Here is a 12,412-nt window from a genome sequence, read left to right on the forward strand (position 1 = left end):
AATTACATTAAGAATTATAATACCCATAGAATTCAACGGAAGTTGGGTTATCTATCACCGATAGCCTATCGAAAACAGACCGTTTAATCGCCTCTCTTTTGCCCTCTCACTTTTGGGGGTCAGTGCCCTTCTGTCACAACCTCATTTCCTACGATTAGTCAAGAGGAAAATAGAAAAATAATTTTTGTAGATCATCGTTAAACGAGAACTAGTCCAATGAAGAGTAAACTAAATAACCTAGGTGAATCGCTAAAATTTTTACCTAGGCTGTGATATAATTATGGTATAAGGATTCGTCCTTATTGGTCGTTGGAGACCGTATACGCATACGCGTATCTTGTATGGTTCCTAACCATGGAATGCATACACTTCAGGAGCTTGTTTATACAGGCAACTGTGGCAACCTTTTCCTTTTTTAGGAGGGGTTGTTTTTTAGTTTGTAATAATAATCAACGATGTGATTGGAGGCTGCGTGCTGCTGACGAATCATGTTTCGAATGGTGAAGTAGAGAATCTTGCGTCCCTTTGGGTTTCCTCTTTTATTAATGTGATCCTTCCCCCTATACTTTCCAGACTGAAAACGCCGAATATCAATCCCGACAAATGCATTCAGTTTGTTGGAAGTAGAGAACCGTCGAATATCTCCTAGCTCTCCAAGTAGAAGAGCCGCCGTTGGCGCGCCGATACCCGGAATACTCTGAAATAATTCAAACGCTTCAAGAGACTGAGCGACTTCAATCATCTGCGCCATTATTTGTTCCTTTTGTTCTAATAGGTCTTGAAGAAGTTTGGCATAGTAAGCAACTTTCTGACAATGGATACTGTCCGCTTCTACGGCAGGATAAGAGTTGGTCGCATAGTCTAAAATCTGGTCGGCTTTCTGCCAAGCCCTGTTTTCGGAGATTCGTTTTCTGGTCGTTTTCATTAAACGGTTCTTGATTTTCGTTCGACTGGAAGCGAGAACGAACACCGGATGAGGAAACAGTTCAATCAACGATAGAGCGTAAGGTGTGATACGACTAGAAAAAAACAGCTCCAGTTCAGGGAATGTCGATTGAAGTCCGTTGTGAAGATCCATACGAACTTGGCTGATTTTTCCTTCTATCTCTTGATAAAAGCGTGAAAGATCACGTAGTTTAAGATAAGGCACCTGCTGGTGCTGTTTTACTTCTCGTTGATTTTTTTGGTGTGTTTGAGCGAGTTTGTGTGCATCGATTTTATCGGTTTTCCAGCTACGTAGGGAACCTTCCTCCATCTGTTTTTTTGCTTCCAAAGGATTCAAGAGGCAGTAGGACAACTGATTGTCCTGACAGAATTTTTCTAAAGGACGAGAGTAGACACCCGTCGCTTCAAAAACAATTTCGGGTGTTTCGGACAGCGCATTGATTTCTTGAAGCAACTGTTGGAAACCAACTTGATTATGTTGGATTTTCCCTTCCGATAAACAACGAGTCCCATGATAGAGCACTTTGTAGCTTTCTCCTTTTGATACATCAAGAGCTAGAATAACTGTCATTGTTTTCTTCTCCTTTTCTTTTTTATTGAAAGACCTTCACTGATTCCTTCCGATTCTACTTTCCTTTACACGGACTCGAAGTCCCAACATACTTAAACCTGATTCTAAAAGGATAGTGAAGGAGCTCGGTTTATATTTCGGACTCGTGGTCCTTGAGGTTTTGTTCGAGCTTCCTTTCACCCTCACTATACGCTATAAATAGAAAATAGTGGGTAAGATATTCCGTCGAATACCTTACCCACTAATCTTAGTATGTTTTTCAGTTTAATAATTCAGAAAGTCCAGGTCGTATGAGATTCCAAACATTTTCAAATCGTTCGTGTAGATTTATGTCCCATGTATTTGCAAAGGAAGGTGCGGAGAAGACCGCAAAAACTTCTAAAACACTTTTGAGGACTTCTATATTGGAATAACCCAGTAACTCTGAGACCGTAGCTACTAATTCAGAAGTATGTTCACTTAAAGTAGCCGGATTGTTGTCAATATAGGTCGTATAAAGAGTAAACATTTTTTTATTGGAATCATATGCTCGTTTTTTACTAATTGTTAGTATCCAGAGCCAATCATGTAATAAATCTAATTTTGATTCGTAGCCATTAGAATCAAATTGGAGTACGTCTGCCAAAATATCACGTAACCATCCAAAAGCTAAGGAAGTCCATAAATCTTCTTTGTTTTCAAAATATTTATATAGTGCTGCGTGGCTAACTCCTAACTGTTTAGCTACTTGAGAGAGAGATGTTTTCTTCATCCCATGTTTTTCAATCAACTGCTCAGCAGTCTTTAGTATGAGTGCTTGATTAATTGTTTTCATAAGAACAGTATAACATATGAGTTACATAATTTGATTTATATAACTTTTTTGTTTATTCTTAAATAGTTACAAAAAATAAAAAGTGTAACTGGAAGGATCTGTGTTTCATGAATATGACCCAAAATAGTATCTTGATTACCGGTGGGACATCTGGTATAGGATTAGCATTAGCAAAAAAATTAACAGAAAAGGGAAACAATGTAGCAGTCCTAGGTCGAAGCGAAGAAAAATTAACAATGGTACAAGAAAAATATCCTGATATTTTGACGTTTAAAGGAGATGTAACAAACCTCTCATCATTGATTAAGCTAAAAGAATGGTTAATGAACTATTTACCAAACTTAAACATTATAATCAATTCTGCTGGAGTTATGAACAGTCATAACTTATTAAATCCTGATTTGCCATTAGAGAATTTGCTAAGCGATATTGAAATCAATCTTATTGGAACAATCGCTGTTAACCAACTTTTTTTATCTCAATTAATGAAGCAAGAAGAGGCAATGATTGTAAACATATCATCTGGGTTAGCATATTTAAGTTCAGCGGCGCACCCCACTTATTCTGCTTCCAAGTCAGGGGTTCAAATGTATACGAGTGCTTTACGTAATCAGTTGAATTACGCAAAAAAAGAGTTTATACATGTAATGGAACTTGTTCCACCATTGGTTGCGGAAATAGGTTTACAGGACGGAAATCTTTCAGGGACATTTGGGAATATGAGCTTAGATGCATTAGTCAAAGCTGCCCTTAAAGGGATGGAAAAAAATAAGAAACGAGTCAATGCCGGTGCAGCAAAACAACTACATCTAATGGGACAGGTTAGTCAAAATAAAATGGAGACAATAATGGCGAAAGAATCACTTAAGCAAGCATTTCCAAAAGGCTTGTGAAAAGAACTCATAGAAAAATCCAAGAAATAGCCATTATACAGATATGCTCTGTTCACTGAACGTGATACTGTTAAAATGGGTATACTGACAACAAAAGACTTAAAATCTTATGTAATCGAATATAAAGAATACACCAATTTAAAAGATATTAATTATTTTGCAAAAGGATACTTTGATGGAAAGTTAATAATAAAAGGTGGAGCAAGAGAATGAGGAAATTAGGGAGGTATTTGTAAGTCAAATACTAATTCGTGGCATAACACAGATGGAAAAATAACTATTCATGACATTCGTCTAGTTGAAGAACAAGTTAAAGTGATATTTCCAAAAGACTATGTTGAAGTAGTTCTAGACAATAATGGAGGTTATCCCGACTTACATATATTCACATGAAATGCTGGAAAAAATGTTTAACAAACTTTTTTGTTTTAATCCAGATCCCTAGAATAACATTGTAGATAACTTAGTGGATGTTTCGGATAGACTTGTTCCAGGTATTTTACCATTTGGAAGAGATCCAGGCGGAAATATGATTTGTTTTGATTATCGTTCTGGAGATAATCAAATCGTCGTTTTTGGGGATTATGAAGTGGCAGGTGGAGGAGAGCTTGAAAGAGCTATTTCCCCTATCTGTAATACTTTTACTAATTTATTTGAGTAGATATCATATTATAAAAGAATGCCGATGATTCCAGAAAAGAAAGGTGTCGATTCTTGAATGAAGATAAAGGATTTGCTGAAGAATGCTCCAAAAAATAACTTTATCAATGTACTGTAAACATATCTTTATGTGATGTGATGGCTAGGTAGAAAAGTTTGTGGCGGTGGCTGCTTCTGAAGGAGGTGGTGCTTATGAATGTAAGTACTAAATCTATGAAAGGAGAAAGCCGTTTTGTCAGCGCTTGAGACAATTCAGCTACTAATTAGCTTTAGTATGTTTACTATTGCATTAGTACGTTTGGTTGTTGATTTGCTTAAAAAGACAAAAAGAAAAACCGCAGACAGACTTTAGCGAGTTCTGCGGTTTCTTTAACCCAAATATCTTGCTGCCGCCTTAAGCGGTTCTACTAAAGAGAGAGATGTTAGCGCATATCTCTCTTTTCATTTGTATTATAGCATAGATAATCATTGGTTGTACAAATTTTTATACAGCTGTTAAAGAGATTCTTTCTTTAAAACCTGCTCTTTGTCCTATTATTGCCGATGAAGACTGTGGTTAAAAAGTGATGCATCAAAAAAGCTAACTACTAAAAAGGTTAACGATGGTTTAGAACAATTAGCTCTTATAAAAGTTTGTTGATAGATAGTCTGCTCGTTATCCCTTGCAGGTATCAGCTAACATTGTTAATGATTTGTGGTTAATCAAACGCAATTATCACAGATTATTCTTTTTCCCGCTTAACCTGTAGCGAAACCGTAGTCTCTGATATGTTTTTTCAGTGTATCAAGATAGTGTTCGCCTAAGGTTGACAGTTGACTGCGCTGGCTTTTAATCCAGCCGATTTCAATGCGGTCGGGAATATCCAGTGGGATAGCAACGATACTATCATCGTTGAGCTCCCAACTGATGATTCCAGAGCTGAAGGTATAGCCGTTTAGCCCGACCATTAGATTGAAAATCGTAGCCCGGTCGCTGACTTTAATGTGCTTTTTATAGGAGCGGGTGCTCAGGATTTCTTCCGCAAAATAAAAGGAATTGCTGTTGCCCTGTTCAAAGGAGAGGTAGGGCAGATCATCCAGTTCTTCCAAAGCAACCGAGGTTTTCGAGGCCAATGGATTGTCTTTGCTGATAAAGATATGAGGTTTAGCATAAAACAGTGAAGAAAAAACCAGATTTTTTTCTTCAAATAGATTTTCCAGCACGCGCCGGTTAAAATCAGTCAAAAATAATATGCCAATCTCGCTGCGAAAACCGGCGACATCCTCAAGAATATTTTGTGTTTCTGTTTCCCGTAATGTAAATTGATAGCTGTTGTCTTCGTAAGCTTGAATGAATTCAACAAAAGCATGAACTGAAAAGGCGTAATGCTGAGAGGAAATCGACAGGCGAGAAACCCGTTTAGCTGTCTGCTTGTATCGTTTTTCCAATAAGTCCACCTGATCAATAATCTGCTTGGCATAAGAAAGGAATTCTCGTCCTTCTTCAGTTAAAGAGACACCCAGTTTGCTACGATGAAGGAGACAAATACCCATCTCGCTTTCCAACTCCTTGATTGCATTTGACAGCGTTGGCTGTGATAAAAATAAGCTTTTCGCTGCTTCGTTGATTGATCCTGTTTCAGCAATTTTTTCCAGATATTCTAGTTGTTGTATGCGCATGGTCTGCTCCTTTCTTGGGGAATTGACTGAATACTTTGGTAAAATCTGATGCATTCAGCCCTCTCTTTAAGTAAATAAAAAACACCCTTTTTCTATAGAGAAAAAGGACGAATAATTTCGTGTTACCACCTTTGATTATCATTACCTCACAATAATGACCTTAGCCAGTACAAGCATGAATGCAGATACTGCGTTGCGATAACGGGCACCACCGTCAGCTGCTTGCACTTAGGCTCACTACTGAATGCTCAAAGACCATCTTCCAATCGAATCCCGCACCCCTTTTCACCTGCCGGAGCTCTCTGCCGCTGTTCTTCTGATTGTACTTTTCTTTTCTGCGCATTGTATATTGTTCTATACTATAACCAAGATTTTTCCTTCTGTCAAACGATTTCCTAATAATTTTCTCATTATTTTGTTATAGTTTAATTTTATAAGCTCTTATAGAAATTAACAGTTAGTCAATTCCTTTTATTCTGTGGTAAAGTTTCTCTCATAACTACTTAGGAGGCGATTCCATGAAAACAACGGTCGTTGGATTTCCAAGAATTGGAGAGAACCGTGAATTAAAAGCTGCAACAGAAAGCTATTTCCGAGGAGACAGCACACAGGAAGCATTAGTGGGAAAAGGAAAGCAGCTGAAGCGAATGCATTGGAATCTGCTGAAAGAAACAGGAATACACTTGATTCCGAGTAATGATTTTTCTTTTTATGATACAACGCTGGACACTGCTGTTCTGTTGAATATTATTCCCAAGAGATATCAGGAGTTAAAGCTTTCTCCATTAGATACGTATTTCGCATTGGCTAGAGGTTATCAGGGAGACGCAGGAGATGTGACTGCTCTGCCAATGAAAAAATGGTTTAACACCAACTATCATTATTTGACGCCGGAATTTGAAAAAGATACCGAAGTTAAGCTTGCCGGAACAAAGATTTTTGATGAATATACAGAAGCCAAGGAGCTTGGTATTGAAACAAGACCTGTTATTTTAGGGCCATTCACCTTAATTAAACTGGCAGAATTTAAAGATACAACAGAACAGGAGCATCTGGCAGCGCTGATTGCCGCATACAAAGAGATAATTAGGACACTGAATGAGCATACTGCACAATGGCTGCAGCTGGATGAACCTTATCTAGTAAAAGATTTATCTGAAGCAGACCGTGAGCTATTCTTGCATATCTACCATGAGTTAACCTTAGAGCCAAGGACTATCAAGCTTTTACTGCAAACTTATTTTGGTGATGTCCGTGATATTTATGGAGATATATTAGCTTTGAATGTTGAAGGGATTGGACTGGATTTTGTGGAAGGAAAACAGACAGCTGATTTAATTGCAGCTTTAGGGTTTCCGCAGAATAAGCAGTTGTTTGCCGGGGTTGTGAACGGAAAAAATATTTGGCGAAATGACTATCAGCAAACAGCTGATTTACTGAACGTTTTGCCGAAGGAGCAAGTTGTTCTTTCGACTTCCTGTTCCTTGCTTCATGTGCCTTTTTCAGTGGAGCAGGAAGAATTTCCGCTTGAAGTAGCCCAGCATTTTTCATTTGCCAAGGAAAAACTGACCGAGCTAACTGATTTGGCAGTGATTTCTAGTCTATCAGCGGATGCTTCTGCGAATGAACGTTATAAAAATAATCAAGTGCTTTTCCAAAAGAAGAGAGTGATAGAAAACCAGCTGCTGACACATAAAATAGCTGGCTTGGCAGCGGAGGATTTTCAGCGACAGCCGTTATTTGAGGAGCGGGCAGTTGTTCAGAAACAGGCGTTGAGCTTACCTGTTTTACCAACAACAACAATCGGCTCTTTTCCCCAGACTAGAGAGGTTAAAGCAACACGGGCACGATTTAAGAAAAATCAAATTAGTCAGTCGGATTATCGTGAGTTCTTGAAGGAAAAAATTGCCGACTGTGTGGCTTTTCAAGAAGAGATTGGACTGGACGTTTTGGTTCATGGAGAATTTGAACGAAATGACATGGTAGAATACTTTGGTGAAAATTTGGAAGGCTTTCTCTTTTCTAAAAATGCCTGGGTACAATCCTATGGTACTCGTTGTGTGAAACCGCCGATTATCTGGGGAGATGTTTCCCGTAAACGTCCGATTACTGTTGACTGGTCTGTGTTCGCTCAGGGTTTGACAACTAAGCCTGTGAAGGGAATGCTGACAGGACCTGTGACGATTCTGAATTGGTCGTTTCCAAGAGAAGATATTTCCATCAAAGAATCCACGCTGCAGATTGCTTTGGCGATTCAAGAGGAAGTGCTGGATTTAGAGGCTAATGGCATTAAGATTATTCAGATTGATGAAGCTGCTTTGAGAGAAAAGCTGCCCCTTAGAAAAAGCGACTGGTATCAGGAATATTTGGATTGGGCCATACCAGCATTTCGACTGGTTCATAGCAAGGTTGCCCCGCAGACGCAGATTCATACGCATATGTGCTATAGCGAATTTGCAGATATTTTACCTGCCATCGATCAGATGGATGCCGATGTAATTTCCTTTGAAGCTTCTCGTTCAAATTTATCATTATTAGATGCCTTGAATGCTCATCATTTTCAGACAGCTGTCGGACCAGGGGTTTATGATATTCATTCACCAAGAGTTCCGTCTGTAGCTGAGTTGGAAAAGACAATTAAAATCCTGTTGGAAAAGATTTCTGTAGAGAAGCTATGGATTAATCCCGACTGCGGACTAAAGACAAGAGGAGAAAAAGAAACTTTTGCAAGCTTGGAAAATCTGACTCGTGCAGCAGTTCAAGTGAGGGAGGCTCTTGTCTATGAAACGGTTAGAGAATAAAAAAGCCAGCCTATCCTTTGAAGTGTTTCCGCCGTCGTCTAAAGCAACGATGGCGGGATTATATACTTCCCTGAGCCAGATGGAGGATTTGCGTCCCGATTTTATTAGTGTAACCTGTAGCAATAAACAGCTTTCTTTAAAGGAAAGCACCGTGAAAATAGCTACTCATATTCAAAAAAAGCATCAAGTACCTAGTATTGTACATTTAAGTGCAGCCTATTCGAGTAAAGCAGAAGTCAATCAGATTTTAGGGGATCTTCATCAAAAAGGGATTCAGAGTATCTTAGCCTTGCGTGGGGATCTTTATCCGGAAATTCCCAGAAGTACTGATTTTCGTTATGCTGGGGATTTGATTGCTTATATCAAAGAGTGGGATCAGAGCTTCTCTATATCGGCTGCTTGTTACCCGGAAAGGCATCCGGAATCGTCAAATACCCTTGAAGACATCCAGCATTTGAGAGAAAAAGTAAATGCGGGTGCAGACCAACTGATTACGCAACTGTTTTTTGACAATGAGCTGTTTTATCAGTTTCAGGAGAAGTGTTGGCTGGCGGGGATTGAGGTACCAATCTTGGCAGGGATTATGCCTGTGGTCAATAAGCGTCAGGCAGAACGTATCGTACGGACTGCAAGCGTTCAGCTGCCCCAAAAATTTCTGGCGATTTTAGAAAAATATGCAGATAATCCAGTGGCTTTGAGAGATGCTGGTCTAGCCTATGCGATTGATCAGATTGTTGACTTGGTCACTCAGGGAGTGTCGGGCATTCATCTTTATACAATGAATCAGGCTGGAATTGCCCGCAGTATTTATACGGCTACCCATTCCTTATTTGAGTCAACAACAAATCAGGAAAAGGTGTCTATCTTATAACTAGCAATTTGATTGCTGGACATTACTAAAGCTGGCTTCTTTCAGCTTTAGTAATGTTTTTTATGCTGGCGTTGTATAATTGAATTAGTTATTCCGTAAAATGAATAAATCATTGATAAAGAGCCATCTAAAAAGACAGGGGTGTTGATTGTGGTCAAGGAGCTTTCAGAAATGAGCTTAGAGGAATTGTGGCAGTTGTTCCCAATTTCGCTGGTCGAACAAAATACAGCATGGTCAAAGTGGTATACCGAGATTGAAGAAGAGCTGTTACAGCTGATTCCCAGTCAAAATCTTTATGCGATTACCCACATAGGGAGCACTGCAATAAAAAATATTCAGGCGAAGAACATTATAGATGTGGTAGTAGAATTAACGCCGGAAAGCGATATTAAAGAAATTGCAGAAGGGTTGGCGGAGAATAATTTTATTATTATGTCAGAAGCTGAACGTAGGATTTCCTTAAATAGAGGCTATACAAATAAGGGGGTTGAGGAAAAGGCTTATCATGTCCATTTGCGCTATCAGGGAGATAACGATGAAGTTTTCTTCAGGGATTATCTAAACAACCATCAAAAGATTGCTCTAGAGTATGAAAGGTTAAAAACGGAATTAAGTAAAAAATATAAATACGACCGGAATACCTATTCCGATAAAAAGGGCGAGTTTGTCAAAAAATGGACTGAGATTGCTAAAGCTGAAAAAAACGATGAGGTTTCTGATTAAATAGAGGATAACATCGGGAAATACCCATGTTTAATCAGGATTGTCTGAAAACGTGTCTCTTCGATAGTTTTCAAATAGTTTCTAGTGAAAGAAGCCGTTTTTTTATAAAATGAGATTTTTTTCATTTTTCGACGGCTACTTATAGTATAATTTTAAGAAATGATGGTTAGGAGTGAATAGGAATGATTAGAGTGGCGATTATTGGTTATGGGAATTTGGGACGGGGAGTTGAACGTTCGTTAAAACAAAATCCGGATATGAAACTAGTCGGGATTTTTACTAGAAGAGCACCTGAAGCTGTTCCGGCGGAAGGGGCAGCAGTTTATCCGATGGATGAGCTGCAGAAGAAAAAAGATGAAATAGATGTTTGTATTCTATGCGGCGGTTCAGCTACTGATTTGCCTGAGCAAACGCCGGAAATTACTAAGCGCTTCAATACAGTGGACAGCTTTGACACACATGCTAAAATTCCTGAGCACTTTGAAAAAGTGAATCAGGCAGCAAAAGAGAATCAGACTGTTTCAGTTATTTCCACCGGTTGGGACCCAGGATTATTTAGTCTGAATCGGCTTTACGCCCAAAGTATCCTACCTGTTGGTCAGACCTATACATTTTGGGGAAAAGGTGTTAGTCAGGGGCATTCTGATGCATTAAGAAGAATCTCAGGTGTTGTAGATGCGACACAGTATACGATTCCCAATAGTGAAGTTATTGAAAAATTAAAGGCTGGAGAAACGCTGGAGCTGACGACCAGAGACAAGCATTTTAGAGAATGCTTTGTTGTGCTGGAGGAAGGGGCGGATAGTGAAGGGATTCGAGCTGAAATTGTAGCAATGCCAAACTATTTTGCTGATTATAATACAGAGGTTCATTTCGTTTCTCAGGAAGAGCTAAACCAAAACCATAAAGCAATGCCTCACGGTGGTACGGTGCTTCATACAGGAAGCACTCACGAGGGAACCAAGCAAGTCGTTGAGTATAATCTGCATTTAGATAGTAATCCTGAATTTACAGCCAGTGTTCTTGTTGCGTATGCCAGAGCCTGCGTTCGTTTAGCCAAAGAGCAGCAGTTTGGTGCCTTTACGGTACTGGATATTGCACCGAAATATCTTTCGCCGATTGCCGCTGATATTTTGCGGAAAGAGCTGTTGTAGACTAGGGGTAAAAAAGTTTAATTATGAATTAGAACAAATACTTGAAGTGTTCATTTCTTCGAGTATTTGTTTTTTTTATCCAAAGCAAGTCATTGAACGCTTATCAATGATACTTATTGAGGTAAGGCTTTAAAAAATTTTGAAAAAGATTTTTTTCAAAACCAGTTACTCGCTTAAGCAACAAAAATATGATAAATTGCAGATGAATTTTAAGAGATAGTACAGACCCTTTCCAAGAGGAACCCTGTCTTTTCTTTTAAATGATTAGTGTATCAAAACTAGCTTGGAGGAGGGATTGAGATGGAAGCTTCTCAAGAAGAGCTAATCAGTGATATCTACAATCTCATAGTGAACCCGGGGACACGGGAGTGGGAACGTTCGCTGCTGGTTGCTGCTAAAAATTCGATAGAAGATACAGCTAATTTAAAAAATCAATTAGACAAGCTGGAGGGAGAGCTGCGCCCTCTTGCGCTCAGAAATAATCTGACGCCGGATGTCGCGGATTTCTATTTGAAAATTACTGGTGAATCAGTAATCCACGAGAATGGGATACCTTTAAAACATTTGGAAGTAGATCAAGCGTATCAGGAACGGGCAATTTTTGCAGGAGGCTGTTTCTGGTGTATGGTAGAGCCATTTGAAAAGAAACCTGGCGTTATATCTATTTTGTCTGGCTATACAGGCGGAACGGTTTCCCACCCTACTTACGATCAAGTTCACGGCGGCTACACTGGACATGTTGAAGCCGTGGAAATTATTTTTGATACACGGCTAATCAGCTATCAAAGTTTAATTGATTTATATTGGCAAATTACAGACCCAACCGATGCGCTGGGACAGTTTCAGGATCGGGGAAGTCAGTATCGGCCAGTTATTTTTGTGCAAGATGAAGCGCAAAGAAAAATTGCAGAGCAATCAAAGCAATCATTGAGCGATTCTGGCAGGTACCAAAAACCAATTATTACTGAAATTAAGCCAGCCGCTACCTTTTGGCCAGCGGAAAATTATCATCAGGAATTCTATAAGAAACAACCGAAGAGGTATAAACGAATCAAGCGTGCCCGGAATCAGTTTTTACGCTATCAGCAGTTGAAGAGTAGGCTTCGAATAAGGAGAGAAGCAAAAAATAAAACAGGTCATGACTGAGGAAAATCTATTTGCAAAGCTGATTTGATGGCAAGGTAGACGATCAGTAATGACTTAATAATAGATTGGACTTAAAGAATATTGCGGACAGAAAGAAACTGTTAATAGTGAGGTTGGAAAGTTGAATACGCCAAACTTGCTTATTTTTCATTCATTTATGAACAGCAGGATAATT

Annotated in this window: 12 protein-coding genes, 1 pseudogene and 1 other annotated feature; of the genes and pseudogenes, 10 read left to right on the plus strand and 3 right to left on the minus strand. The window is 39.1% G+C overall.

The features are described 5' to 3' along the window. Positions 1-6: 6 nt before the first annotated feature. On the plus strand, positions 7-87 hold the full coding sequence (locus ACYSNQ_RS12105) for an IS3 family transposase (RefSeq protein ID WP_426081163.1): 81 nt from the start codon (positions 7-9) through the stop codon (positions 85-87). Between the two features lie 212 nt (positions 88-299). Here the strand turns inward: ACYSNQ_RS12105 and ACYSNQ_RS12110 are convergent. Continuing rightward, positions 300-1,516 (minus strand): annotated as a pseudogene (locus ACYSNQ_RS12110) (IS110 family RNA-guided transposase). Positions 1,517-1,775: 259 nt separating this feature from the next. After that, positions 1,776-2,330 (minus strand): TetR/AcrR family transcriptional regulator, encoded by a 555-nt coding sequence (locus ACYSNQ_RS12115; protein WP_426083695.1) that lies wholly within the window; start codon positions 2,328-2,330, stop codon positions 1,776-1,778. 107 nt (positions 2,331-2,437) lie between these two features. Here ACYSNQ_RS12115 and ACYSNQ_RS12120 point away from each other — a divergent pair, with 107 nt between their 5' ends. The 4 genes from ACYSNQ_RS12120 to ACYSNQ_RS12135 all read left to right on the plus strand — a co-directional run bounded on the left by ACYSNQ_RS12120 (position 2,438) and on the right by ACYSNQ_RS12135 (position 4,235). Next, the gene (locus ACYSNQ_RS12120; protein ID WP_426083697.1) at positions 2,438-3,223 is read left to right on the plus strand and encodes an SDR family oxidoreductase; all 786 of its coding nucleotides are present in this window, start codon (positions 2,438-2,440) and stop codon (positions 3,221-3,223) included. Between the two features lie 288 nt (positions 3,224-3,511). Next, positions 3,512-3,616, plus strand: a complete 105-nt coding sequence (locus ACYSNQ_RS12125; RefSeq protein ID WP_426083898.1) for an SMI1/KNR4 family protein — start codon at positions 3,512-3,514, stop codon at positions 3,614-3,616. A gap of 73 nt (positions 3,617-3,689) precedes the next feature. After that, a complete protein-coding gene (locus ACYSNQ_RS12130) occupies positions 3,690-3,884 on the plus strand; it encodes an SMI1/KNR4 family protein (protein ID WP_426083700.1) in 195 nt (64 codons plus the stop codon). 231 nt (positions 3,885-4,115) lie between these two features. Next, positions 4,116-4,235: a putative holin-like toxin gene (locus ACYSNQ_RS12135; RefSeq protein WP_426083702.1), complete on the plus strand. Its 120-nt coding sequence runs from the start codon at positions 4,116-4,118 to the stop codon at positions 4,233-4,235. Between the two features lie 386 nt (positions 4,236-4,621). On the opposite strand, the gene ACYSNQ_RS12140 is transcribed toward ACYSNQ_RS12135, so the two are convergent. Further along, positions 4,622-5,542, minus strand: coding sequence for a LysR family transcriptional regulator (locus tag ACYSNQ_RS12140; RefSeq protein ID WP_426083900.1), 921 nt, complete (start codon positions 5,540-5,542; stop codon positions 4,622-4,624). A 100-nt stretch (positions 5,543-5,642) separates the two neighbouring features. Then, positions 5,643-5,889, minus strand: a binding site (T-box leader). Between the two features lie 171 nt (positions 5,890-6,060). Here ACYSNQ_RS12140 and metE point away from each other — a divergent pair. The 5 genes from metE (at position 6,061) to msrA (ending at position 12,237) form a co-directional block, all read left to right on the plus strand. Continuing rightward, complete coding sequence (gene metE, locus ACYSNQ_RS12145) at positions 6,061-8,343, plus strand: 5-methyltetrahydropteroyltriglutamate--homocysteine S-methyltransferase (protein ID WP_426083704.1); 2,283 nt, start codon at positions 6,061-6,063, stop codon at positions 8,341-8,343. Then, positions 8,324-9,214 carry a methylenetetrahydrofolate reductase [NAD(P)H] gene (gene metF / locus ACYSNQ_RS12150; protein ID WP_426083706.1) on the plus strand — a complete coding sequence of 297 codons (891 nt, stop codon included), beginning with the start codon at positions 8,324-8,326 and terminating at the stop codon, positions 9,212-9,214. Before metE ends, metF begins: the two co-directional genes overlap by 20 nt. A gap of 150 nt (positions 9,215-9,364) precedes the next feature. Continuing rightward, on the plus strand, positions 9,365-9,937 hold the full coding sequence (locus tag ACYSNQ_RS12155) for a GrpB family protein (RefSeq protein WP_426083708.1): 573 nt from the start codon (positions 9,365-9,367) through the stop codon (positions 9,935-9,937). A gap of 182 nt (positions 9,938-10,119) precedes the next feature. Continuing rightward, entirely contained in the window at positions 10,120-11,091 is a 972-nt protein-coding gene (locus tag ACYSNQ_RS12160; protein ID WP_426083710.1) for a diaminopimelate dehydrogenase, read from the plus strand. Positions 11,092-11,391: 300 nt separating this feature from the next. Beyond that, positions 11,392-12,237, plus strand: a complete 846-nt coding sequence (gene msrA, locus ACYSNQ_RS12165) for a peptide-methionine (S)-S-oxide reductase MsrA (protein ID WP_426083712.1) — start codon at positions 11,392-11,394, stop codon at positions 12,235-12,237. Positions 12,238-12,412 lie beyond the last annotated feature (175 nt).

Source organism: Enterococcus sp. LJL51, from assembly GCF_054871795.1.

Bases quoted from the DNA above. Each gene is read 5' to 3' on its own strand.
- metE (WP_426083704.1), top strand. From the start codon at position 6,061: ATGAAAACAACGGTCGTTGGATTTCCAAGAATTGGAGAGAACCGTGAA.
- ACYSNQ_RS12120 (WP_426083697.1), top strand. From the start codon at position 2,438: ATGAATATGACCCAAAATAGTATCTTGATTACCGGTGGGACATCTGGT.
- ACYSNQ_RS12140 (WP_426083900.1), bottom strand. From the start codon at position 5,542: ATGCGCATACAACAACTAGAATATCTGGAAAAAATTGCTGAAACAGGA.
- msrA (WP_426083712.1), top strand. From the start codon at position 11,392: ATGGAAGCTTCTCAAGAAGAGCTAATCAGTGATATCTACAATCTCATA.
- ACYSNQ_RS12160 (WP_426083710.1), top strand. From the start codon at position 10,120: ATGATTAGAGTGGCGATTATTGGTTATGGGAATTTGGGACGGGGAGTT.
- ACYSNQ_RS12115 (WP_426083695.1), bottom strand. From the start codon at position 2,330: ATGAAAACAATTAATCAAGCACTCATACTAAAGACTGCTGAGCAGTTG.
- metF (WP_426083706.1), top strand. From the start codon at position 8,324: ATGAAACGGTTAGAGAATAAAAAAGCCAGCCTATCCTTTGAAGTGTTT.